Consider the following 22,585-nt stretch of genomic DNA (forward strand, 5'->3'; position numbering starts at 1 on the left):
CGAGACATCCTGCCGACTCCGGCCGGCCACGACTCCCGGCAGCCCCACCGACCGCGCCGGGGCTTCGGTTGGCCGAGGCACCCGGCCTCGGCCCACCACGCTTCCAGCCCCGACCGGACGGGGTTCCGGGGCCGTCCGGTCGTGTCCGGCGTTCAGTCGGCCATGGCTGTGGTCCGCGCCTTCCTGCGCTTGCGGGTCCGGTCGGCCAGGGTGGTTCCCGGCGTCAGCCGATCGCGTGTCCGGCGTTCAGTCGGGCATGGCTGTGGTCCGCGCCTTCCTGCGCTTGCGGGTCCGGTCGGCCAGGGTGGTTGCCGGCGTCAGCCGATCGCGTGTCCGGCGTTCAGTCGGCCATGGCTATGGTCCGCGCCTTCCTGCGCTTGCGGGTCCGGTCGGCCAGGGTGGTTCCCGGCGTCAGCCGACCGGGCGTCCGGCGTTCAGTCGGCCATGGCTCCCGTCCACGACCACCGTGCGGCCAGGTCCGCTCGACCAGAGCTCCCGGCCCCGGCCCACAGCCCTCCCGCCTCCCGTGGCCAAGGCTCCCGCTTCAGCCCAGTCCCGGTCCATCGCCCCCGCCCCCGATCACCCATGCCAGGACCGCCAAAGCGCCGCATACGCCCCGTCGGCGTTCACCAGCTCGTCATGACTGCCCAGCTCGCTGATGCGGCCGTTCTCCACGACCGCGATGACGTCGGCGTCGTGGGCGGTGTGGAGGCGGTGGGCGATGGCGACGACCGTGCGGCCGTCGAGGACGCGGGCCAGGGATCGTTCCAGGTGGCGGGCCGCGCGTGGGTCGAGGAGCGAGGTCGCCTCGTCCAGGACCAGCGTGTGCGGGTCGGCCAGCACCAGGCGGGCCAGCGCGATCTGCTGGGCCTGGGCCGGGGTGAGCACGAACCCGCCCGAGCCGACCTCGGTGTCCAGGCCGTCGTCGAGCGCACGGGCCCACGCGTCCGCGTCGACCGCGCCCAGCGCCGCCCACAGCTCGGCGTCGGTCGCGTCGGTGCGGGCCAGCAGCAGGTTGTCGCGCAGGGCGCCCACGAAGACGTGGTGCTCCTGGTTGACGAGGGCCACATGGGAGCGGACCCGCTCGGCGGTCATCCGGGACAGTTCCGCACCGCCGAGGGTGATCCGGCCGTCACGGGGGGCGTAGATACCCGCGAGCAGCCGGCCCAGCGTGGACTTGCCCGCCCCGGAGGGCCCGACGAGCGCAAGCCTGGTACCGGGCGGGACCTCGAGCGAGACCTTGCGGAGTACGTCCACGCCCTCCAGGTAGCCGAAGTGCACCCGGTCGGCGTGCACGTCGCGGCCGTCGGGCGCCAGCTGGGCGTCCCCGGCCTCCGGCTCGATGTCCCGGACCCCGACGAGCCGGGCCAGCGACACCTGGGCCACCTGCAGCTCGTCGTACCAGCGCAGGATGAGCCCGACCGGATCCACCAGCATCTGCGCGATCAGGGCACCCGTGGTCAGCTGACCGACCCCGAGCCAGCCCTGGAGGACGAACACGCCGCCGACCATCAGCACCGAGCCGAGGAGCATCACATGGGTGACGTTGATGAACGGGAAGAGCACCGACCGCAGCCAGAGCGTGTAGCGCTCCCACGCCGTCCACTCCTTGATCCGTCGCTCCGACAGCTCCACGCGCCGCTCGCCGAGGCGGTGGGCCTCGACGGTGCGCCCGGCGTCCACGGTTTCGGCGAGCGCGGCGGCCACGGCGGCGTACCCGGCGGCCTCCGAGCGGTAGGCGGACGGCGCTCGCTTGAAGTACCAGCGGCAGCCGATCACCAGCAGCGGCAGGGTGAGCAGGACGGCGCCGGCCAGCGGCGGCGCGGTGACGACGAGCCCGCCGAGCAGCAGGACCACCCACACCACGCCGATCGCCAGCTGGGGCACCGCCTCGCGCATCGCGTTGGCCAGCCGGTCGATGTCCGTCGTGATCCGGGACAGCAGATCGCCCGTCCCGGCCCGCTCCAGGACGCCGGGCGGCAGTCCGACCGACCGGACGAGGAAGTCCTCGCGCAGATCGGCCAGCATTCGCTCGCCGAGCATCGCGCCGCGCAGCCGTACCTGCCGGACGAACACGGCCTGGACGACGAGTGCGGTCGCGAACAGCCCGACGGTGAGCTCCAGATGGAGCTCCCGCGCGGCGACGCCGTCCGACACCCGCTCCACCAGTCCGCCCAGCAGCCAGGGCCCCGCCATCGAGGCCACCACGGCGACCGTGTTGACGGTGATGAGCAGCAGGAAGGCACGGCGGTGCCGACGGAACAACTCGACCACATAGGCGCGTACGGTCGCGGGGGCGCCGACCGGCAGGGTGTTCGCCGTCGTCGGGGCCGCCGGGTCGTACGCCGGTGGCGCCACGCCGATCATGCCGACTCCTCGATCTCTTCCAGTTCCTTCAGTACGTGGTCGAGGGCGGCCGCCCTCGACCGGGGGCCTTCGCCCACCGTGTCGTTTTCGTTCAACGCGGTGTTCACGGCGGCCTCTTCGTCGGTCTCCCGGGTCACCACGGCCCGGTACCGCGGTTCGCCGTGCACCAGTTCGCGGTGCACGCCGACCGCCGCGACCTCGCCCTCGTGGACGAGCACGACCCGGTCGGCCCGGTCCAGGAGCAGCGGCGACGAGGTGAACACCACCGTCGTGCGCCCCGTCCGCAGGCTGCGCACGCCCTCCGCGATCCGCGCCTCGGTGTGCGAGTCGACGGCAGAGGTCGGCTCGTCCAGGACGAGCACCTCGGGATCCGTGATCAGCGACCGGGCGAGCGCGAGGCGCTGGCGCTGGCCGCCGGACAGGGACCGGCCGCGTTCGGTGATGCGGGCGTCCATCGGGTCCTCGACGCCGAGCGACCCCTGGACCAGCGCGGCCAGGACGTCCTCGCACTGCGCTGCGGCCAGCGCCTCCTCGGGGCCGACGGCGCCCGACCGCGGCACGTCCAGCAGTTCACGCAGCGTGCCGGAGAGCAGTACCGGGTCCTTGTCCTGGACGAGGACGGCCGTACGCGCGCAGTCGAGGGGCAACTCGTCGAGCGGGACGCCGCCCAGCAGCACCGGCGTGCCCTCCTCGGAGCCGTGTCCGCCCAGCCGTTCGGCCAGCCGCCCGGCCGCGTCCGGGTCGCCGCACACCACGGCGGTGAGCCGGCCGGTGGGGGCGAGCAGCCCGGTGGCCGGGTCGTACAGATCCCCGGAGGGCAACTCGGACCCGTCGCGCGAACCTTCGGTATCGGTGACCCGCTCCAGCGACAGCACGCGCGCGGCCCGCCGGGCCGAGGGGCGTGAGAAGGAGTACGCCATCGCGATCTCTTCGAAGTGCCGCAGCGGATAGGTGAGGATCATGACCGAGCTGTAGACGGCGACCAGTTCGCCGACGGTGACCCGGCCTTCGCGGGCCAGGTGGACGCCGTACCAGACGACCACGATCAGCAGCAGTCCCGGCAGCAGCACCTGGATCGCGGAGATCAGGGACCACATCCGGGCGCTGCGCACGGCGGCGTGGCGCACGTCCTGCGACGCGCGGCGGTAGCGGTCGAGGAAGAGTTCCTCGCCGCCGATGCCCCGCAGGACGCGCAGGCCGGCGACGGTGTCGGAGGCCAACTCGGTGGCCCGCCCGGCCTTCTCGCGTTGGGCGTCGGCCCGCCGGGTCGCCCGGGGCAGCAGCGGCAGCACGGCGACCGCCAGTACGGGCAGACCGACGGCGACGATCACACCGAGCGCCGGCTGGTAGACGACCAGGCCGACGCAGACCACCACGATGGTGAGCGCCGCCGCCGTGAACCGTGACCAGGCCTCGACGAACCAGCCGATCTTCTCGACGTCACCCGTGGAGACGGCCACAACCTCACCGGCCGCGACGCGCCGGGTCAGCGCCGAGCCCAGCTGCGCGGTCTTGCGGGCCAGTACCTGCTGGACGCGGGCGGCCGCGGTGATCCAGTTGGTGATGGCGGTGCGGTGCAGGAAGGTGTCGCCGAGGGCGTTTCCGGCGCTGCACAGTGCCAGGAGCCCGCCCGCGAGGGCCAGTTGCGCCCCCGAGCGGTCGATGACTGCCTGGATGGCGACGCCGACGCAGAACGGCAGCGCGGAGACGGACAGGAAGTGCAGCAGCCCCCAGGCCAGGGACTTGAGCTGGCCGCCCATCTGGTTCCTGAAGAGCCACCACAGAAATCGGGGACCCGAGCGCGCGTCCGGCACACCTGGGTCGGGATACGGAAGGTCTTGAATCTGCATGACGTCCCAGTGGCTCGTGTCAGTGGGGGGAGGGGATAGGGATGGGGATGGAGAGTCGAGCGGATGCCGACGAGCGGAACGGATCGCGCACGGCGGCAGCAAACCGTGACAGGTTCGCGTCGCAGCGTGGCCGGACGCAAACGGTTTTTCGCGCCACCGCACAGATCCGGCTGCCCATTCGGCAACCCGTACGACCGGCCGCCCGGTCGTCGCTTCGGCCACGTCCCCGAACGCGGTGCGACCATGGAGTGATGCGGAACGGCGGAGTACGGAACGGCGGAGTGCGGAACGGCGGAGCATGGCGTGCCATGGTCGCGACAGCTGCTCTGGGATCGCTTCTGGCGACCTTGACGACCCTGACCGCGTGCGGTCGCGCGCAGCACGGCGGAGGTGAGGACGTCGGCAGGGCCGCACCCACCCGACCACCCACCCGACCGGCCGCGACCTCGGATCCGACGCGCATCCCGGACCTCGCCGACCGGTGGCAGCGACGCATCCCGGCCAACTCCCGCCAGGTCGTGGCGGTCTACGGCGACGGCAAGGACTCCCCGGACTCCACGGTCGCGCTCTTCACGAAGCACGGCTCGACCTGGGACCGTACGCGGAGCTGGCCCGCACACAACGGCAAGAAGGGCTGGACCACCGACCACCACGAGGGCGACAACCGCAGCCCCGTGGGTGTGTTCACGCTCAGCGACGCGGGTGGCGTACGGAAGAACCCCGGGGCCAAGCTGCCGTACACGCGGTCCGCGGCCTTCGCGGCGCCTCGCTGGTGGAAGAAGTCGTACTGGCACGACTTCGACTACGTCATCGCCATCGACTACAACCGCGTCAAGGGCGTCCCGCCCAACGACCCGACCCGTCCCGAGGGGGCCTCCAAGGGCGGCGGCATCTGGTTGCACATGGACCACGGGAGCGGTACGTCGGCCTGCGTCAGTCTGTCCGAATCGGCGATGGAGTACCTGCTGCGCACGCTCGATCCGGACCGGCATCCTGTCGTGGTGATGGGGGACAGGGCGGACCTGAAGAGCTCGCACTGATGGAGGAGGCCTGAAGAGGCGTCATTGCGAGGAGCGCCCAACTCCCCGTAGAACACCGGCCATGAAGAGACGGATCGTCATGTCCATGCTTGCGGGAGCGACCCTCCTGGCGAGCACCCTCCTCGGAACGAGCCCCGCCCCGGCGGCGGAAGCCGCGGCGGAACCCGCGGCCGTGGCCCAACCCGCCGACGTCCCCGCCGAGTTCGGTACCGACTGGCACGACCCCATCACCGCTGCCCCGCCTGTCACCAGGCCCTCCGGCAAGTCCTGCCAAGTCACCCTCGCCGAGGCGCAGTTCCGCGACTTCACCCCGTACCAGGGCAGGTACACCCCGCCCCGAGGCTGCGGCGACCGCTGGAGCAAGGTAGTGCTGCGGATGGACGGCAAGATCAAGGGACGCCAGTTCGACCGGCTCGGCTATCTGCATGTCGGCGGGGTCGAGGTCTTCCGTACGTCGACCCCCGAGCCGTCGCCGGACGGCATCGAGTGGTCCGTCGAGAAGGACGTCACCCGCTACAGCGACACCTTCCGAAGCGGCCAGGACGTCGAGATGCTCATCGGGAACGTCGTCGACGACACGTACACCGGCATCATCGACGTCAAGGTCACGCTGACGTTCTACACGGGCCGCCCGTCCTCGACTCCTGGCCATCCGGCCTCGACTCCCGGCCGCCCCGCCTCGACGTCCGGCCTCCCCGCCACGCCCCCCGACCGCGTCCTCACCCTCCAGGACGGCACCCTCGCCACCCCGCGCAACAGCGAGCGCATCGTCGCCGAGGTCTACGCCACCGGCTCCGGCGGGGGCTGCGAGGAGTTCTGGTATCTGGCCGCGCCCGACCCGGCGCCCTACTCCTGCAAGGCCGCCGGCGGCCCCTACCGTGAGGTGCAGATCAAGGTCGACGGCCAACTCGCCGGAATCGCCGCGCCGTTCCCGCATGTGTGGACCGGCGGCTGGTCCAACCCCTTCCTCTGGTACGTCACCCCGGGGCCGCGCGCCTTCGACGTCAAGCCGATCGAATACGACCTGACGCCGTTCGCCGGTGTCCTCAACGACGGCCGCCCGCACCGTGTCGAGGTCTCCGTCGTCGGCGTCCCGGAGGGGCAGAGCGGCTGGAGCGCGCCCGTGAACGTCCTCGTGTGGCAGGACGCCAAGAGCGCCCACGTCACCGGCAAGCTCACCACGCACCAGGTCGGCGACCTCGCCAACTCCTCGACGTACACGCCCGGTTCGGAGCACCGGGTGGACACGGACGGTGGTCACCGGCTGGCCGTCGCCGGATACGTCGACACCTCGCACGGCCGGGTGACGACCACCGTGCGCCGGTCGCTCACCCACACCTCCGCGCACCGCTGGACCGACGGAGAGAACCTGGACGCCCTCGATGCCACCTGGGCGGACGACCAGTCGGTCACCGTCGACGGACGCGGACCGGCCCGCACGACCCGTACCCAGCGGACGTACACGATGGACGGCTCGATCACGATCGGCACGGGCGACCGGCTGCGCACCGTGCTGACCCTCGGTGACCGTGCCGCGGTCGCAACGACCCAGGCCGGTCGACGGGTGGCGTGGTCCTGGCTCGACGACACCGTCGAGGGCGACGCCTCCTGGACGTTGAACGTGCCGCGCGACCAGCGGCACGCGGTCGGTACGACGAGCGAGCGCTACCGGCTGTACGGCTCGGACGGCTGCTACGACCGCCTGCTCACCAGCGTGCAGGGAGTGCTCACCGAGGATCGCAGGGGCTGCTGAGGCAGATTGTGTGTGATGTGTCACTCGGGGCGCGATTTACACGGATGCAACACAGGGGTCTTGTGCGGGACCAACATCACCCTCAAAGTGATCGCCACGGAATCCGCTTTCCGTATGACAGAAGTCCCCGTCCCCGGCTTCTGTGTGCCGCCGTCCCCAAGGAGTTCCCGTGCCGCCGTCCGAATCGCCCCTGCCGCGACGCGTCGCACGCACACTGCGTACCTCCCTCTTCGCGCAGGTCGCCTGCGCGCTGGTGCTCGGAATCGTCGTCGGGAAGCTGTGGCCCGGCTTCGCCGCGGATCTGCAGCCGCTAGGCGACGGTTTCATCCGGCTCATCAAGACGATCATCTCGCCGCTGGTGTTCTGCGTGGTCGTCGTCGGCATCGCCAAGGCCGGTGACCTGAAGGCGTTCGGCCGGATCGGGCTCAAGGCCCTGATCTGGTTCGAGGTCGCGAGCACGCTCGCGCTGCTCATCGGGCTCCTGGCCGCCAACCTGGTCCAGCCCGGGTCCGGGATGAACGTCGACCCGTCCACGCTCGACACCTCGGCGGTCGACGCGAAGACGGGTGGCGGACACCTGCCCTCGACGACCGAGTTCGTCCTCAACGCGATTCCCACCTCTTTCATCGGCGCCTTCGCCGAGAACTCCCTGCTCCAGGTGCTCATCCTGGCCTGTCTGGTGGGTGCCGCCCTGCTGCACCTCGGCCACACCAAGGTGCCGAAGGTGCTGCCCGCGATCGAGCAGGCCCAGGAGGTCATCTTCGCGATCGTCGGCTTCGTGATGCGGCTGGCCCCGATCGCGGTGTTCGGTGCGATGGCCGTCCTGATCGGCAACTACGGCCTCGGCGTGATCGAGACCTACGGCAAGCTGATCATCCTGTGCTACGCGGCCGCGGCGCTCTTCATCGCGCTCCTCGCCGTCGCCCTGAAGGTGGTCACCGGGCTCAGCCTCTGGAAGTTCCTGCGCTACATCCGTGAGGAGATGCTGCTCGCGCTCGGCACCGCGTCCACCGAGTCGGTCCTGCCGCGCGTGATGCAGAAGCTGCGCAAGGCCGGCGCCCGCGACGACGCCGTGGGTCTGGTGCTGCCGACGGGCTACTCCTTCAACCTCGACGGCGCCTCGCTCTACCTGTCCATCGGCACGCTGTTCATCGCCCAGGCCGTGGGCGTCGACCTCAGCTTCAGCCAGCAGATCACCGTGATCCTGGTGCTGATGCTGACTAGCAAGGGTATGGCGGGCATCCCCGGCTCGGCGTTCCTCGCCCTGTCCGCGACCGCCTCCTCGCTGGGCGCCATCCCGGCCGGAGCCGTCGCCCTGCTGCTCGGCGTGGACCGCATCATGGACTCGATGCGCGTCGTCACCAACCTGCTCGGCAACTGCGTCGCCGTCTTCGCGGTCTCCCGCTGGGAGGGCGCCCTGGACAAGGAGCGGGCGAAGAAGGTCCTGGACGGCGAGATCGTGGTCCAACTGGAGGACGACGAGCCGGAGGCGGAGGTCAAGAGGGAGAAGGCGGAGCTCGAGAAGTCCGGGGAGGTGGAGTCCGGGAAGCCCAAGACGCCGGAGTCCAGGAACCCTGAGACGGCGGCGTCCGAGGACCCTGTCGTCGTGCCGGTCCCCCCGGGCAAGGAGACGGCCTCCGAGGCCGGTTGACATTCGGCAGCACGGCCCGCGGCCACCGCTCCAGCAGTACGGAGCGGTGGCCGCGGCGCGTTTCGCCAGGTTGACCGCAAGTCAGCAGCGCCGGTCAGCGGCGCTGCTCCATGGCGCCGCCCAGCAGCGCCGCTCAGTGGCACGCCTCAGCAGCGCCGCTCGGCCGCCCCGTCGATCAGCGAGTCCAGCAACTCGCCCAGGACCGACCGCTGTTCGCCCGTCAACGGCGCCAGGATCTCCTGAGCCGCCGACCGTCGCGCACCGTGCAGTTCCCGCAGGGCCTCGCGTCCGTCGTCGGTGAGCTCGATGCGGATCACCCGCCGGTTCGTCGGATCCGGCACCCGCCGTACCTTCCCGCTCGTCTCCAGCCCGTCGACCAGCGTCGTCACGGCCCGCGGGACCACCTCCAGGCGCTCGGCGAGGTCGGCCATGCGAGGCGGCGAGTCGTAGTGCGCGAGCGTGCGCAGGAGACGGTACTGGGCCGGCGTGACGCCCAGACCGCACTCCTGGAGGTGCCGTTTCTGGATCCGGTGCACCCGGCGGGTGAAGCGCAGCAACTGCTCGGCGAGCGGGCCGTCGGGATCGGGCGTGGTCATGCGGGAACAATATCAGGAGGACGTTCATTGTGAGCATAGGTAACAATGAGCTAAGCTCCGTCAGTCCTCGTCACCACACCTCCCGTAGGAGCCCATGCACCCCGACAAGGAACCCACCTGGACCCCACCCGCCGCGGAGCAGGAACAATCCCGGCAGGAACAACCTCGGCAGGAACAACCCCGGCAGGTGCGCCGCATCCTGCGACTCTTCCGTCCGTACCGCGGACGCCTCGCCGTCGTCGGCCTGCTCGTCGGCGCCTCGTCGCTGGTCGGCGTCGCGACGCCCTTCCTGCTGAAGGCGATCCTCGACGTAGCGATCCCCGAGGGCCGCACCGGCCTGCTCGCCCTGCTCGCGCTCGGCATGATCCTCAGTGCCGTCCTCACCGGCATCTTCGGCGTGCTGCAGACCCTGATCTCCACCACCGTCGGCCAGCGCGTCATGCACGACCTGCGCACCGCCGTCTACGGCCGCCTCCAGCGCATGTCGCTCGCCTTCTTCACCCGCACCCGGACCGGCGAGGTCCAGTCCCGCATCGCCAACGACATCGGCGGCATGCAGGCCACCGTCACCTCCACGGCGACCTCCCTGGTCTCCAACCTGACCAGCGTCGTCGCCACCATCGTCGCGATGATCGCCCTGGACTGGCGCCTGACGGTCGTCTCCCTGCTCCTCCTGCCGGTCTTCGTCTGGATCAGCCGCCGCGTCGGCAGGGAACGCAAGAAGATCACCACCGAGCGCCAGAAGCAGATGGCCGCGATGGCCGCCACGGTCACCGAGTCGCTCTCGGTCAGCGGCATCCTGCTCGGCCGCACGATGGGCCGCTCCGACTCGCTCACCGCGGCCTTCGCCGACGAGTCCGAGCGGCTGGTCGACCTCGAAGTGCGGTCCAACATGGCCGGCCGCTGGCGCATGGCCGTGATCGGCATCGTCATGGCCGCCATGCCCGCCGTCATCTACTGGGCCGCGGGAACGGCGCTCCAACTCGGCGGCCCCCAGGTCTCGATCGGCACGATCGTCGCCTTCGTCTCGCTCCAGCAGGGCCTGTTCCGCCCGGCCGTCAGCCTGCTGTCCACCGGCGTGCAGATCCAGACCTCGCTCGCGCTCTTCCAGCGCATCTTCGAGTACCTCGACCTGCCCATCGACATCACCGAGCGGGAGGACCCCGTCCACCTCGACCGCATCAAGGGCGAGGTCCGCTTCGAGAACGTCGAGTTCCGATACGACGGCAAGAGCGGCCCGATCCTCGACGGCATCGACCTCACCGTCCCGGCGGGCGGCAGCCTCGCGGTCGTCGGCCCGACCGGCGCCGGAAAATCCACGCTCGGCCACCTCGTGCCGCGGCTCTACGACGTGACCGGCGGCCGGGTCACCCTCGACGGCGTCGACGTCCGCGACCTCGACTTCGACACCCTCGCCCGCGCGGTCGGCGTCGTCTCGCAGGAGACGTACCTCTTCCACGCCTCCGTCGCCGACAACCTGCGCTTCGCCAAGCCCGACGCCACCGACGAGGAACTGCACGCGGCGGCCGAGGCGGCCCAGATCCACGACCACATCGCCGCCCTGCCCGACGGCTACGACACGATCGTCGGCGAGCGCGGCCACCGCTTCTCCGGCGGTGAGAAACAGCGCTTGGCCATCGCCCGTACGATCCTGCGCGACCCGCCGGTCCTCATCCTCGACGAGGCGACCAGCGCCCTGGACACCCACACCGAACACGCCGTCCAGGACGCCATCGACGCCCTGTCCGCCAACCGCACCACCCTCACCATCGCGCACCGGCTGTCCACCATTCGGGGCGCCGATCAGATCGTGGTCCTCGACGCGGGGCGCGTGGTCGAACGGGGCAGGCACGAGGAGCTGTTGGAACGGGACGGACGGTATGCGGGACTGGTCCGCCGGGACGCCCAACTGGAGCCGACGAGGTGACGTTATGTCGGGTTTGTAAGTGTTTGCGGGATACCGTGCCCGCATGCACTTGAACACTCCGCCACGGAACACGATTCGACTGACGCAGCGGGGCCGTATCGCTCTCATCGCCGCCGGCGCCGTCGTGGCCGGCGCCGCCGTGGCGGTGCCGCTGCTGACCCTGGGCGAGGAGGAGCCGGCACGGCCCACCTCGCTGGTGATCCCTGAGGGCTGGCGCGCGAGCCAGGTGTACGCCGCCGTCGACAAGGCCCTCGCCCTGCCGCCCGGGTCCACCAGGAAGTCCCTCGGCAAGCTCGACCTCAAACTCCCGAACGACGCCGACGGCAACCCCGAGGGCTACCTCTTCCCGGCGACATACCCACTCGAACAGAACGGTAAGAAGGCGACGCCGGACTCCCTGCTGTCGGCCATGGTCGACACCGCCAACAAGAAGTTCGCCGGCGCCCCGATCGCCGCCGGCGCCCAGCGCAACTCCATGAACGTCTACCAGGCGGTCACCATCGCGAGCATCGTCCAGGCCGAGGCGGGCAGCAAGGCCGACATGGGCAAGGTGGCCCGCGTCATCTTCAACCGGCTCGAACGCGGGATGCCGTTGCAGATGGACTCCACCATCAACTACGCGCTCAACCGCTCCACGATCAGAACCACCGACGCGGACACCCGGATCGAAAGCCCCTACAACTCGTACCAGCGCATGGGCCTGCCGCCCACGCCGATCGACAACCCCGGCGAGGACGCGATGCGCGCCGCGATCAGTCCGGCCCCGGGCGACTGGCTGTACTTCGTCACGGTCAAGCCGGGCGACACCCGCTTCACGGCTGACTACGCCGAACACCAGCGCAATGTCGCCGAGTTCAACGCCCAGCAGAAGGCGAGCCCGGCGAGCCCGGCGAGTCCGGCGAGCCCGCGGCCGACGAAGTGAACGCCGGGGCGTCGGACGGCGACCGGGGCACCGTCCGACGCCGGAGCCATACGTGTGGCGACGACCGGTGCCGCATCGGGCGCCCGGCCCGCCCTTCTGCAGCGCGGAACGTCACGCCGCCACCCGCTCCTCGGTCAGCAACCGCCTGATGTCCCGTACGGCCGCGCGGCCGGCCCGGTTGGCGCCGATCGTGCTGGCGGAGGGCCCGTAGCCGACCAGGTGGATGCGGGGGTCGGCGACCGCGCGGGTCCCCTCCGCCCGGATCCCGCCGCCCGGCTCGCGCAGCCGCAGTGGGGCCAGATGGTCGATGGCGGCCCGGAAGCCGGTCGCCCACAGGATGACGTCGGCGTCGACGCGCCGCCCGTCCTGCCACTCCACCCCGTCCGGTGTGATCCGGTCGAACATGGGCTGCCGGTCCAGGACCCCGTCCGCGAGCCCCTGCCGCACAGCGTCGTTGAGGGGCAGCCCCGTGACGGAGACGACGCTCTTCGGCGGCAGCCCCTGCCGGACCCGCTCCTCGACGAGCGCGACGGCCGCCCGGCCCACCTCCTCGGTGAAGGGGCCCTCGCGGAACACGGGCGGGCGCCGCGTGACCCATGTCGTGGCGGCGGCGTACCGGGCGATCTCCAGCAGATGCTGGGTGCCGGAGGCGCCCCCGCCCACCACGACGACCCGCTGTCCGGCGAACTCCTCCGGCCCGGGGTACTGCGCGGTGTGCAACTGCCGTCCCCGGAACGTCTCCTGCCCGGGGTAGCGCGGCCAGAACGGCCGGTCCCAGGTGCCGGTCGCGTTGATCAGCGCCCGCGTCGACCAGGTACCGGCCGAGCTCTCCACCAGCAGCCGCCCGTCCGGGCCCTCGCGCACGGCACTCACGTCGACGGGTCGCCGCACACGCAGGTCGAAGGTCCGCTCGTAGCGGTCGAAGTACTCGGCGATGACCTCGGCCGACGCCCGCTCGGGATCCGCGCCGGTCAGCTCCATGCCGGGCAGCGCGTGCATCCCGTGCACCTTGCCGTACGTCAGCGAGGGCCACCGGAACTGCCAGGCGCCGCCCGGGCCGGGGGAGTGGTCGAGCACCGCGAAGTCGCGGTCCGGCTCGAAACCGGCGCGCCGCAGGTGGTAGGCGCTGGACAGGCCTGCCTGACCAGCGCCTACCACGACGACGTCGACAGCCTCGACAACTTCGAGTGTCCCGACCACGTTGCCCGCCTCGCGCGCCTCCGTATTGTTCACGGTTCTACTAACCACCTCGGGGGTGAGGATCTTCCCCGACGGCACCCGAGCTCAGCGCCCGCCCGCGACAAGCAGCGGAACACCGGCCCCGGCCTCGGCCTCCGCCGCCGTACCGCCGATCAAGCCGCGCGCCGCCAAGTTCCGGCATCACCCCTCCCCGAACCAGTCGGGAGCCGCCTTGCAGGGCGAGCATGCGCCGCTGCCCCACGGACTCGCTGCGCCCGAGCGCCGCCTGCGCCGCCGCGACCGTGTCCGCGTCGAGGTCGTCGAGCAGCCGGTGGGCGGTCGACCAGGCGTCGGCGGACGAGTCGCGGGAGATGGTGTGCAGCCGGATCCCGAACCGGACCGTACGGCCCTCCCGCTCGGCGAGCGACCGGATCCAGTCGATCTTCTCCTTGACCTTCGTGGGCGGTTCGCCCCAGGTCAGATAGACGTCCGCGTGCCGAGCCGCGACCGGCCCGGCCGCCGGCGAGGAGCCGCCGAAGAAGAGCTGCGGCGGCGGGTCGGCGGCAGTGCGGTCGGCCCGCCGCCGACCTGGTGGTGGTCACCGTGGAAGTCGTACGGCCCACCGCGCCAGACCCCGCGGACGACGGACAGGAACTCGTCGGTACGGGCATACCGCTGATCGTGGTCGAGGCGGTCGCCGAAGCGGCGCTGCTCGGCCGAGTCGCCGCCGGTCACGAAGTTCAGCAGGAGCCGCCCCCGCGTGACGCGCTGGTAGGCACCAGGTGCCGGTCGGGGTGAGGACCGCCTCGAAGCCCAACCGCTCGGCGGCTGTGGCGATTTGGATCAGAGTCGATGTCGGGGGCGCGTTACGCCGCTCGGCTTTCCGGACTGGTTGGGCCCATAGGCGTGCCGGTCCACCAGGGTGCGGCCGTCGCCGCCGGTCGGCAGGAACCAGTGGAGATGGACGGTCATGTCACGAACCTTCCGTGGCGCGGGCCTCGGTGGTGGACGGCGGCAGGTCGCCGTTGTACCGCGGGTCCACGAAGTCCGCGAAGTCCACCTTCTTCGGAATGAGCTTCAGCTCGGTGAACGTGTCGGCGATCTTCTGCTCGGAGGCGATGAGGGGCTTGTCGACCGCTACCGAGATCCGGGTGGCGTTGGTGCGCTTCACCGAGGCCAGCGCGACGTCGTAGGGCAGCCCGGTGTCCTTCGCCCAGACCTTGGCCCACTCCTCCTGATGGCCGTTGACCCACGCCGTGGCGCGCCGCAGCCGCTCCAGGTAGTCCTTGATGGCGGCGGCCTTCTTCTTGTCCCGCAGTGCGGAGGGCGCCGCCACCTGGAAGGTGAGGCCGTTGGTGATCCCGTCGCCGGTCGTCAGGATCCTGCCCTGCTTGGCCACGAGCACCTGCGAAGTGTACGGATCCCATACGGCCCACGCGTCGACCTCGCCGGCGGTGAACGCGGCCAGGGCATCGGCCGGTTGCAGGTACTTCACGTCGACGTCGCTCAGGCTCAGCCCGGCCGCCTTGAGGGACGCGACGAGCTGGTAGTTGGCCGAGGAGCCCTGCGCCACGGCGATCGACTTGCCCCTGAGCTGCTGGGGCTTCGTCAGCTTCGAACCGTTCGGAACGAGGATCGCGTCGCCCTTGGAGGCGCCGTGGAACGCGGCCACCACCGTGATCTTCGAGCCCGCGCCCGCCGCGAAGACCGGCGGGGTGTTGCCGACGCCGCCGATGTCGACGGCCTTGGCGTTGACCGCCTCCAGCAGGGGCGGGCCGGAGGTGAAGGTGGACCACTTGATCTTGTAGTCGAGGTTCTTCAGCTCTCCGGCGGCGCGCAGGATCGCCTCCGAACCGCCCTTCTGGTCACCGACGTTGATGGTGAGGGAGCCCGAGCCGTCGGTGTCGCCGCCGGTCGAGGCCGACGAGCTGCCTCCGCAGGCGGACAGGAGCAGGGCCAGGGGGAGGAGCAGTGCGGCGGGGACGAGGCGACGTCGCATGACGGATCCGTTCTGTGGAACTGAGGGGTGGAGGAGGAGAGGTGGAGGGGAGGAAGCGGACTGGGGGGCTCAGGCCGCTTCGGCGGCGGTGTCGACGCCGAGGCGCTCCAGGAGGCCGGCGCGCAGTTCCGCGAACCGGGGGTCGGTGATGTCGCGGGGACGCTCGAGGTCGATGCGCTGCTCGTGCGCGATGATCCCGTCGTCCATCACGAGGACGCGGTCAGCGAGGAGTACGGCCTCCTCGACGTCGTGCGTGACGAGCAGGACCGCGCAGCCGCGCCGCTGCCACAACTCGCCGACCAGGCGCTGGGCCTTGATACGGGTGAGCGCGTCGAGTGCACCGAACGGCTCGTCGAGCAGCAGCAGATCGGGCTCACGCACCAACGCCCTTGCCAGTGAGGCGCGTTGGGCCTCGCCGCCGGAAAGCGTCTTGGGCCAGGCGTCCGTACGGTGGTCCAGGCCGACCTCCTTGAGGGCCTGCTCGGCGACAGTGCGGCCGGGCTTGCCCGGCAGGCCCAGCAGCACGTTGCGCCACACTCTCTTCCACGGCATCAGTCGCGGTGCCTGGAAGGCGACAGCCTTGCGGCGCGGCACCAGGACGGTGCCCTCGATGTCGCGGTCGAGGCCGGCGAGGATGCGCAGCAGGGTGGACTTGCCGCAGCCGCTGCGGCCGAGGAGCGCGACGAACTCGCCGGGACGGACGTCGAGTTGGAGCCGGTCGATGACAGCGCGCCCGTCGAAGGAGCGGGTCAGCCCCTCGACGTGCACGGCCTGCGGGGTCTGCACGGTCCGTGAGGTCGGCATGGCCGGGGTGTCCTGCACGGCCTGCGCGGCCTTGGGACTCACCGGCCGGTGAACGTCGGTCGCCATTGCAGCAGCAGCCTTTCGAGGGAGCGGACGATGAAGTCGGCGAGCAGGCCGAGGAACGCGTAGACGATCAGGCAGACCACGATCACGTCGGTCCGCAGGAAGTCCCGCGCCTGCACCATGAGGAAGCCGATGCCGGAGTCGGCGTTGACCTGCTCGGCGAAGACGAGGGCGAGCCAGGCGATGCCGAGCGAGTAGCGCAGGCCGGTCAGGGCACCCGGGAGCGCGCCGGGCAGTACGACGTGCCGCACAAGCCCCCACCTGGACAGCCCCAGGGACTCCCCGGCCTCGATCAACTGCGAATCCACACCGCGGATACCGGCGTAGACGTTGAGGTAGAGCGGGAAGGTCACCCCGAGGGTGATGATGGCGACCTTGGGCGCCTCACCGATCCCGAACCAGATGATGAACAGCGGGATGAGCCCGACGAAAGGCACCGTCCGCAGCATCTGCACGGGCGCGTCCACGAGGTCCTCACCGATCCGGAACAGGCCCGACACAAGGGCGAGTCCGGTCCCGACGACGGTGCCCAGCGCCAGCCCGGCGGCGACGCGCTGGAGGGAGGTGCCCATGGCCGAGGGCAGTGAGCCGTCGCCGATCAGATCACCCGCGACCTGGGCGATGCGGCCGGGAGAGGCGAGGACGTCGGGAGTCAACAGGCCTGTGCTGCTGAGCAGTTGCCACAGGGCGAGGAGGAGGACAGGGCCGGTGGTGCGGCGCAGCCAGCGGGGGACGTGGGTGCGGCGGGAGGAGGTGGGGAGGAGGGGGACGACCTCGACGGCGGTCGGGTTCTCAAGACCGGATTTCAGGGGAATATCCGTCTCGGCAGAGCTGGGTGGGGCATGGCTGATGCTCATGAGTGCTCCAGGGGGGCGATGAGCGTTGAAAGGACGCGCTTCGGCGCCGCCGGATCGGATCAGGACCGGGCGGGTACGCGCAGGAAGCGTGGGTGAAGAGAGAAGAGGGGCGTCAGCGGCCGCGACGACACGCGGCGGAGGCCACCCGCAGCAGGTCGATGTGACCGCGCGTGGTGAGCAGGGCTGAACGCAACATGCCGATGAAAGTAGCCAGATGGCGCGGCGACGGTCAACGGTGTCTCGCCAAGTGGACCTCGTGTATCACGGCTCGGCCGTCTCGGGCCATCCCCTGGCGTGCGAACCCCGGCGCATCGGAGAGGATGGACGACATGTCAGACGCCTTCACCACCCGAGTTCTGAACGTCGCCTCCGGCTCCTCGGAGCGGGTCGTGGACATCACCCGCGACTGCGAGGCCTTCCTGCAGGACGCGGCGGCGGGCCGCGACGGCCTCCTGAACGTCTTCGTGCCGCACGCGACGGCCGGCATCGCCATCATCGAGACGGGCGCCGGCAGCGACGACGACCTCCTGGCCGCCCTGCACACCCTCCTCCCCGCCGACGACCGCTGGCAACACCGCCACGGCAGCCCCGGCCACGGCCGCGACCACGTCCTCCCGGCGATCGTCCCGCCCCATGCGACGCTGCCGGTCCTGGGCGGGCGGCTGGAGCTCGGGACGTGGCAGTCGGTATGCCTCGTGGATACGAACAAGGACAACCCGGAGCGGAAGGTGCGGCTGAGCTTCCTCGGCTAGCTGCCTGGCGAGACCGCGGAGGCGGAGTCCGGTCGCATGTGTGCCCCCGTCTCGTGGAAGTGGAAGACCACATGTGACGCCGGCGCCGAGTCGTCACGCCGTGTCAGTAGACGGACAACCCGTAGGCGTTCAGTACTTCTTGAATCGGCTGGTAGTAGGTGGTCCCTCCCGTGGCGCAGTTCCCGGAGCCGCCGGAGAGGATTCCGATGACCTTGTCGCCGGCGTAAAGAGGGCCGCCGCTGTCGCCCGGCTCGGCGCAGATGTTGGTCTGGATCAACCCGTAGACGGTTGTTCCGCTCGCATAGTTGACGGTCACGTTCAGCGCGGTGACCACGCCGCATCGGACACCGGTGGTCGCTCCCCGACGGCAGACGCTCTGGCCGACGTAGGCGGTCGCGGTCCCGGTGACGTCGACGGTTCCGATGGTGCCGGGGCGTGGTACGGCCGGATTGGAGTACTGCACGACACCGAAGTCGTCACCGGGAAAGCTGGTGCCGGTGGTGGGGCCGATCGGCGTGCTCATGGCGGAGCTGGTGTACCAGGTGGGCATGGTGTCGGTGCAGTGGCCGGCGGTGACGAAGTAGTACGTGGAGCCGCTTCGCACATTGACCCCTGCCGAGCAGCGCCAGCCGGCTGCGTAGATGCCGTCGCCGCCCGACAGGAGGGTGCGCAGCCGGCCGTCGAGCCGTTCGAGGGTCGCGGCACCCGCGAAACGCCCGGTGAGCTGCCGGATTCTGGCCAGGTCCGCGTCGGCGACCGTGGAGTCGGCGAGAACCCGCAGCTTCCCGGTGCGGTCGTCGACGGCCCAGGTCGTCCCGGCGATGCCCAGGGCCTCTACGGCCGAGGCCACGCCGGACACCGAGCCGTTGGCGGGCGCGGCGTCGGCCGTGGGCGCGGCGGCCGCGCCGGTGTCCGAGACCGCGAGGGCGGTCACCACAAGCAGGCTCAACACCGCGGCAATCAGCCGTGGACGTCTGACGTCGTTACGGCGTGCTCGGATCACTGAAGTCTCCCGAGGACGGTAGGTCAGGTTCGGAGCAGTGCGGCCACGGTGTGCCCGGCGACGCCTGGTCGAGGCCGGCCAACGCCTCAGTGTGCCCGGCCGCGCCCGGTGGGGGTAGGCGGCCTTCGGCCGAACCTCCGTAGAGAGAGTGGCCGTGGAGGCCCATGTCCCGGCGGGCACCCCGGAGACGGAGCCACTTCAGCGCGTCGGCACACGGGGGCGCTCATCGAGGACGGCGTGCGGAAGTGTTCGTGATGCTGCGGTTCGAGGCGCCGCCGGCCGGCGGGAGTCCTGCGGCGGTAGCCGAACCACGGCGGTCCGGATCCGGATCAGGGCCGGCCGGTCGCGGTCGGGCGCATCACCCTGACGCGCACTGGCGGACCAGCTGCGGGCCGTAGTCCTGCACCTCGTCCGGTACCGTCCGGGCGAGCTGGGCGGAAGCGGCCCGGCCGGGGTGCCCCTGGAGGCGGGACAACTCGCTCGCGCAGCGCTGCAGGGCCACCTCCAGGACCTCGGGCATGGTCAGCCTGCCGGTGCCGTCCGGCGGGACGAGCCAGCGCAGCGCGCCCCAGCGGCAGTGCGGGGCGGGGGCGGCGATCCACGTACCCGCGCCGAGGAGGCGCACCCCGGTGCCGATCCACAGGGTCTGCGGTTCCGGCGGCAGCAGGAAGCCGACGTGACGGCGCCGGGTGTCCAGCAGACACGGGCCCGAGTCGAGCAGCGGCAGCTCCTCCAGGAGGTCGGCGACGCGCAGCCCGAGTTCCTCCGGGACGATCAGCACGTCCCAGAAGCGTCCGGCCGCCAGGAGCGTTACTCCGGTACTGCCGTTCTGCCACTCCTGCTTGCAGGCGCCGGGGTCCTCCGACGCCGCTGCCAGCCATTCCATTGACTTCGTCCACTCCGTGAGCGCCAACAAAAGCCTCCTCAGTGGTGCGCCGACGCCCGGGACGGCCGTGACCGGGCGATGCCCCAGTGCACCGGGTGCCAGGTGTCGCGGCCATACGCCCGGTGTTCAATTCCCCGTATGGGGCGAGCGCCCGCGCGCCAAACAGGCAGATGGCAGGGCGCGCGCCCCCACCGCAGCCGTGTACGCCGGAGCTGACCGGGGCGCCAGGCCTGTCCGACCCCACCGTGTGACCACCCGCACGCTGTTTGTGCTCGCGTTCGCCAGGGACGGGGACCTGTCGGGTGCGCGTCAGTGGCTGGGTACGGCGTGCGTTGATTGTGAGGCTTTGTCACCGTTCTAGGGTGTTTGGTGTGGTGCGTCGGTTGCGGTCATTCCATAGGGCGGCGACGGTGGCGTCCGTCGCGCCGGCGGCGTACCCGAGGAGGGCCTCGGCGTCCCGTCCCGGCTGACCGCGCTGCGCGAGGCCGCGGCCCGGATCGGCACCACGCTGGACGAGGGCACACCTGCGCCGAGCTGACCCCGGAGGCCGCCGGGCAGGTGGGCGGTACGGCGGCGGTGCTCCGAGGTGGCGGCGAAGGCGGAGCGGCGTACGAGGCCGTCCGCGGCGATCCCGCGGTGCTGCCCGACGTCCGGTGGGCCCTGGACGCCGTATGGGAATCGGCGGGCCCGGGGAGGACAGGGAGCCGTACTCGCCCTCCTTGCCGACCGCGCCGCCTCCCACATCCGGCACGCCCGGGAGCACGACCAGGTCAGGGGCATCGTCGGCAAGCTCCAGCGGGCCCTGCTCGCCGAACCCGGCCGCCCGCACCCGAGCATCGACGTCGCCATCCGCTATCTGCCCGTCGGGCAGAGCGCCCTGGTCGGCGGCGACTGGTGCGAGACCGTCCGCCTGCACTTCGGCCGGACGCTGCTCGTCGTCGGCGACGTCATGGGGCACGGCCTGGAGGCCGCTGTGGACATGACCGCCTACCGCTCCGCCCCGCGCTACATCGCCTCCGCCGACCTGCCGCCGCACCGCGTGCTGCGCCGGCTCGACGACATCGCCGGCGCGGAGCCGGAGCGCCGCCCGGCCACCTGCCTGATCGCGCGCGTCGACCCCGACCGGTGCCAGGTGACCTGGCCGACGCCGGCCATCTGCCCCCGGCCGTGATCGACGCGCAAGGGCGCACCTCACTGCTGCCGGTGCCGGTCGGCCCGCCCCTGGGTACCGGCCTCGGCGGCTACGAGGCGGCCACCTACCGGCTGGACCCCACCCAGACGCTGCTGCTGTTCACCGACGGGCTCGTGGAACACCGCGGCGTCGACGCCTGCGGCGGACGCGAAGCCGACGCCGGCCAGCCGGTCCAGCCGCCACTGCCTCACCAGTCGTCGTACTGGGCTCCCGAGACATACGGGTCATGCCGTCGGCCCGGTGACTCGGACGGCCGTGCCGTCGGCGGCAGGCTCGCCTCACGCAACGCGGCGCACCACGGGCAGTCGGGGGTGTCGTCGGCGTCGTCGCGGCTGCCGAAGAGGGGGATGCCGAAGAGGGAGGGAACGTGGTGTCGCAGGTCCAAGGAACCGGCTCCTGTCTCGAACGGGGGCGGACCGTGTGTGTCGAGCGCACCATGACTCCATCCGTGGGATGGTCTCACTCGACTGGGTGGCAGCAAGGGCGGCAGGCGTACCACCGGCGCACGCCTTGGCGTTTGAACGGCATGGACAGCACTGAGACGGCACGGCGTGTCCTCGGAAGCGATGACGCACCCAAGTCGTACGTCGTACCGGCCACCGGTGTTCCGGGCCGGTCATCGATCTACGCGGCGCTGGTCGCGGAGTGGCGCGCCAACGGCCGCGCGGTTCCGGGCCGCCGCGACACCTGGTGGAATTCCGTTGCCGCCGCCGATGGTCAAGGGCAGGCCGTCACCTCCTGGGCGGTCGGCCGGTGGACAGGCCCGGCCCGGGCCGTCGACGCCGAACCCGCGGGTGAGCCGGGCGTCGAGACGACCGAGCGCGTACCGGCCGTCGTCGTCCCCCGGGGTCTTCCCGGACCGGCAGCCGTGTGGGAGTGGGACGGGAGCAGCGGACGCGTCAGTGTCACCGCCCCGCTCACGGCCGACTGACGCGGGCCAGTACGGCCAGCGTGCCGCCGGCCTCGCGCAGCGCCAGCTCGACGACGGCCGGGTCGTACAGGGCGCCGCTGCCGTCGGGTGGCAGCAGCCACTCCAGGCGCCAACCGGAGGACCGATAGGGCGGCGGGACGGCGACCCATGATCCCCTGCCGACATTCCGTACGCCGGGCCCGACCCACTCGGTGGCCGGATCGGGCGGGAGGAAGAAACCGACCCTGCGCGCCCCGCAGTTCACGAGGACGGGGCCGGACGCCCGCAACCGCGCGCGTCTCAGGAGATCCAGGGCGCTCAGGCCGAGGTGTTCGGGGACGGTGAGCACGTCCCAGAGCCGTCCGGCCTCCAGCAGCACCGCATCCGCGCCGTCGTCCCACTGCTGTTTGCACGCCCGAGGATCCGTGGCAGCCGCGGCCAGCCACTCGACGGCATGCTTCCCCATGGTGCGCTGCATGTCCTACCCCCAGCACTCTCTGCCCTGACCGCCCGTTCAGGGCCCTTCATGCTGGTGGATATTTCTACGGGCCGGAAGGGGTGGCGCGGCCTGGCGTTTGCGGTCGATCCGTTCGACAGTCGCCCGACTGTTCGCCGCATGCCAGCCATGCGAACCCCCGATGCCCCTTCTCCGGCGCATTTCTTGTTCCGGTCAAAGGCCCTACCTGCGCTGCCGCCACCGCACTTCGGCGGAACGGGACAAGGGACTTGGGCAATCATGGGTCGGCTGGACGGGAAATCGCCTTCATCAGCGGCACGGGAGCCGGAATCGGCCGGGCGGCGGCACGGATATTCGCAGCCGAGGGCGCCCTCGTA

The 22,585-nt window shown here is 71.2% G+C and carries 20 protein-coding genes and 2 pseudogenes; 8 read left to right on the forward strand and 14 right to left on the reverse strand.

Annotation, left to right across the window (positions count from 1 at the left end; genetic code table 11):
- Window positions 1–579: 579 nt before the first annotated feature.
- A complete protein-coding gene (locus ACTMVF_RS16680) occupies window positions 580–2,367 on the reverse strand; it encodes an ABC transporter ATP-binding protein (protein ID WP_441271823.1) in 1,788 nt (595 codons plus the stop codon).
- A complete protein-coding gene (locus ACTMVF_RS16685; RefSeq protein ID WP_441271824.1) occupies window positions 2,364–4,217 on the reverse strand; it encodes an ABC transporter transmembrane domain-containing protein in 1,854 nt (617 codons plus the stop codon). Before ACTMVF_RS16685 ends, ACTMVF_RS16680 begins: the two co-directional genes overlap by 4 nt.
- A 308-nt stretch (window positions 4,218–4,525) precedes the next feature.
- Here ACTMVF_RS16685 and ACTMVF_RS16690 point away from each other — a divergent pair, with 308 nt between their 5' ends.
- The 3 genes from ACTMVF_RS16690 (at window position 4,526) to ACTMVF_RS16700 (ending at window position 8,661) form a co-directional block, all read left to right on the forward strand.
- On the forward strand, window positions 4,526–5,257 hold the full coding sequence (locus tag ACTMVF_RS16690; protein WP_441271825.1) for a L,D-transpeptidase family protein: 732 nt from the start codon (window positions 4,526–4,528) through the stop codon (window positions 5,255–5,257).
- 61 nt (window positions 5,258–5,318) lie between these two features.
- Entirely contained in the window at window positions 5,319–7,010 is a 1,692-nt protein-coding gene (locus ACTMVF_RS16695) for a peptide-N4-asparagine amidase (protein WP_441271826.1), read from the forward strand.
- Window positions 7,011–7,179: 169 nt separating this feature from the next.
- Window positions 7,180–8,661, forward strand: a complete 1,482-nt coding sequence (locus tag ACTMVF_RS16700; RefSeq protein ID WP_441271827.1) for a cation:dicarboxylate symporter family transporter — start codon at window positions 7,180–7,182, stop codon at window positions 8,659–8,661.
- A gap of 146 nt (window positions 8,662–8,807) precedes the next feature.
- Here ACTMVF_RS16700 and ACTMVF_RS16705 read toward each other — a convergent pair whose 3' ends face one another.
- Window positions 8,808–9,257, reverse strand: coding sequence for a MarR family winged helix-turn-helix transcriptional regulator (locus tag ACTMVF_RS16705; protein ID WP_441271828.1), 450 nt, complete (start codon window positions 9,255–9,257; stop codon window positions 8,808–8,810).
- A 94-nt stretch (window positions 9,258–9,351) separates the two neighbouring features.
- Between ACTMVF_RS16705 and ACTMVF_RS16710 the strand changes: the two genes are divergently transcribed.
- Both ACTMVF_RS16710 and mltG read left to right on the forward strand, forming a co-directional pair.
- Window positions 9,352–11,184: an ABC transporter ATP-binding protein gene (locus ACTMVF_RS16710; RefSeq protein WP_441271829.1), complete on the forward strand. Its 1,833-nt coding sequence runs from the start codon at window positions 9,352–9,354 to the stop codon at window positions 11,182–11,184.
- 43 nt (window positions 11,185–11,227) lie between these two features.
- On the forward strand, window positions 11,228–12,106 hold the full coding sequence (mltG, locus tag ACTMVF_RS16715) for an endolytic transglycosylase MltG (RefSeq protein ID WP_441271830.1): 879 nt from the start codon (window positions 11,228–11,230) through the stop codon (window positions 12,104–12,106).
- Between the two features lie 111 nt (window positions 12,107–12,217).
- Here mltG and ACTMVF_RS16720 read toward each other — a convergent pair whose 3' ends face one another.
- The 6 genes and pseudogenes from ACTMVF_RS16720 to ACTMVF_RS16745 form a co-directional block, all read right to left on the reverse strand.
- On the reverse strand, window positions 12,218–13,306 hold the full coding sequence (locus ACTMVF_RS16720) for an NAD(P)-binding domain-containing protein (protein WP_441272085.1): 1,089 nt from the start codon (window positions 13,304–13,306) through the stop codon (window positions 12,218–12,220).
- Between the two features lie 151 nt (window positions 13,307–13,457).
- Window positions 13,458–14,257: pseudogene (locus tag ACTMVF_RS16725) on the reverse strand (LLM class flavin-dependent oxidoreductase); the annotation flags it as partial.
- 1 nt (window position 14,258) lies between these two features.
- A complete protein-coding gene (locus ACTMVF_RS16730) occupies window positions 14,259–15,284 on the reverse strand; it encodes an ABC transporter substrate-binding protein (RefSeq protein WP_441271831.1) in 1,026 nt (341 codons plus the stop codon).
- Window positions 15,285–15,353: 69 nt separating this feature from the next.
- Window positions 15,354–16,154 (reverse strand): ABC transporter ATP-binding protein, encoded by an 801-nt coding sequence (locus ACTMVF_RS16735; RefSeq protein ID WP_441271832.1) that lies wholly within the window; start codon window positions 16,152–16,154, stop codon window positions 15,354–15,356.
- Entirely contained in the window at window positions 16,127–17,008 is an 882-nt protein-coding gene (locus tag ACTMVF_RS16740; RefSeq protein ID WP_441271833.1) for an ABC transporter permease, read from the reverse strand. The genes ACTMVF_RS16735 and ACTMVF_RS16740 overlap by 28 nt, the downstream gene beginning before the upstream one ends.
- A gap of 112 nt (window positions 17,009–17,120) precedes the next feature.
- Entirely contained in the window at window positions 17,121–17,204 is an 84-nt protein-coding gene (locus ACTMVF_RS16745; protein WP_313884353.1) for a putative leader peptide, read from the reverse strand.
- A 133-nt stretch (window positions 17,205–17,337) separates the two neighbouring features.
- On the opposite strand from ACTMVF_RS16745, the gene ACTMVF_RS16750 reads away from it, so the two are divergent.
- Window positions 17,338–17,760, forward strand: coding sequence for a secondary thiamine-phosphate synthase enzyme YjbQ (locus ACTMVF_RS16750; protein WP_441271834.1), 423 nt, complete (start codon window positions 17,338–17,340; stop codon window positions 17,758–17,760).
- Between the two features lie 103 nt (window positions 17,761–17,863).
- On the opposite strand, the gene ACTMVF_RS16755 is transcribed toward ACTMVF_RS16750, so the two are convergent.
- Together ACTMVF_RS16755 and ACTMVF_RS16760 are read right to left on the reverse strand one after the other, a co-directional pair.
- Entirely contained in the window at window positions 17,864–18,703 is an 840-nt protein-coding gene (locus tag ACTMVF_RS16755; RefSeq protein ID WP_441272086.1) for a S1 family peptidase, read from the reverse strand.
- A 418-nt stretch (window positions 18,704–19,121) separates the two neighbouring features.
- Window positions 19,122–19,649 carry a hypothetical protein gene (locus ACTMVF_RS16760; RefSeq protein ID WP_441271835.1) on the reverse strand — a complete coding sequence of 176 codons (528 nt, stop codon included), beginning with the start codon at window positions 19,647–19,649 and terminating at the stop codon, window positions 19,122–19,124.
- A 979-nt stretch (window positions 19,650–20,628) separates the two neighbouring features.
- Between ACTMVF_RS16760 and ACTMVF_RS16765 the strand changes: the two are divergent.
- Window positions 20,629–20,915, forward strand: a pseudogene (locus ACTMVF_RS16765) (SpoIIE family protein phosphatase); the annotation flags it as partial.
- Here the strand turns inward: ACTMVF_RS16765 and ACTMVF_RS16770 are convergent.
- A complete protein-coding gene (locus ACTMVF_RS16770) occupies window positions 20,841–21,032 on the reverse strand; it encodes a hypothetical protein (RefSeq protein WP_441272097.1) in 192 nt (63 codons plus the stop codon). The pseudogene ACTMVF_RS16765 and the gene ACTMVF_RS16770 overlap by 75 nt on opposite strands.
- Window positions 21,029–21,226: a hypothetical protein gene (locus ACTMVF_RS16775; RefSeq protein WP_441272098.1), complete on the reverse strand. Its 198-nt coding sequence runs from the start codon at window positions 21,224–21,226 to the stop codon at window positions 21,029–21,031. Before ACTMVF_RS16775 ends, ACTMVF_RS16770 begins: the two co-directional genes overlap by 4 nt.
- A 141-nt stretch (window positions 21,227–21,367) precedes the next feature.
- On the opposite strand from ACTMVF_RS16775, the gene ACTMVF_RS16780 reads away from it, so the two are divergent.
- The gene (locus tag ACTMVF_RS16780; RefSeq protein WP_441271836.1) at window positions 21,368–21,772 is read left to right on the forward strand and encodes a hypothetical protein; all 405 of its coding nucleotides are present in this window, start codon (window positions 21,368–21,370) and stop codon (window positions 21,770–21,772) included.
- Here ACTMVF_RS16780 and ACTMVF_RS16785 read toward each other — a convergent pair.
- A complete protein-coding gene (locus ACTMVF_RS16785) occupies window positions 21,759–22,217 on the reverse strand; it encodes a hypothetical protein (RefSeq protein WP_441271837.1) in 459 nt (152 codons plus the stop codon). The two genes, ACTMVF_RS16780 and ACTMVF_RS16785, sit on opposite strands and share 14 nt — an antisense overlap.
- Window positions 22,218–22,585 lie beyond the last annotated feature (368 nt).

The organism is Streptomyces sp. SD31 (genome assembly GCF_052068475.1).
Lineage (GTDB): Bacteria > Actinomycetota > Actinomycetes > Streptomycetales > Streptomycetaceae > Streptomyces.

Bases quoted from the DNA above. Each gene is read 5' to 3' on its own strand.
- ACTMVF_RS16680 (WP_441271823.1), bottom strand. From the start codon at position 2,367: ATGATCGGCGTGGCGCCACCGGCGTACGACCCGGCGGCCCCGACGACG.
- ACTMVF_RS16685 (WP_441271824.1), bottom strand. From the start codon at position 4,217: ATGCAGATTCAAGACCTTCCGTATCCCGACCCAGGTGTGCCGGACGCG.
- ACTMVF_RS16690 (WP_441271825.1), top strand. From the start codon at position 4,526: ATGGTCGCGACAGCTGCTCTGGGATCGCTTCTGGCGACCTTGACGACC.
- ACTMVF_RS16695 (WP_441271826.1), top strand. From the start codon at position 5,319: ATGAAGAGACGGATCGTCATGTCCATGCTTGCGGGAGCGACCCTCCTG.
- ACTMVF_RS16705 (WP_441271828.1), bottom strand. From the start codon at position 9,257: ATGACCACGCCCGATCCCGACGGCCCGCTCGCCGAGCAGTTGCTGCGC.
- ACTMVF_RS16710 (WP_441271829.1), top strand. From the start codon at position 9,352: ATGCACCCCGACAAGGAACCCACCTGGACCCCACCCGCCGCGGAGCAG.
- mltG (WP_441271830.1), top strand. From the start codon at position 11,228: ATGCACTTGAACACTCCGCCACGGAACACGATTCGACTGACGCAGCGG.
- ACTMVF_RS16730 (WP_441271831.1), bottom strand. From the start codon at position 15,284: ATGCGACGTCGCCTCGTCCCCGCCGCACTGCTCCTCCCCCTGGCCCTG.
- ACTMVF_RS16735 (WP_441271832.1), bottom strand. From the start codon at position 16,154: ATGGCGACCGACGTTCACCGGCCGGTGAGTCCCAAGGCCGCGCAGGCC.
- ACTMVF_RS16740 (WP_441271833.1), bottom strand. From the start codon at position 17,008: ATGAGCATCAGCCATGCCCCACCCAGCTCTGCCGAGACGGATATTCCC.
- ACTMVF_RS16745 (WP_313884353.1), bottom strand. From the start codon at position 17,204: ATGTTGCGTTCAGCCCTGCTCACCACGCGCGGTCACATCGACCTGCTG.
- ACTMVF_RS16750 (WP_441271834.1), top strand. From the start codon at position 17,338: ATGTCAGACGCCTTCACCACCCGAGTTCTGAACGTCGCCTCCGGCTCC.
- ACTMVF_RS16760 (WP_441271835.1), bottom strand. From the start codon at position 19,649: ATGGAATGGCTGGCAGCGGCGTCGGAGGACCCCGGCGCCTGCAAGCAG.
- ACTMVF_RS16780 (WP_441271836.1), top strand. From the start codon at position 21,368: ATGGACAGCACTGAGACGGCACGGCGTGTCCTCGGAAGCGATGACGCA.
- ACTMVF_RS16785 (WP_441271837.1), bottom strand. From the start codon at position 22,217: ATGGGGAAGCATGCCGTCGAGTGGCTGGCCGCGGCTGCCACGGATCCT.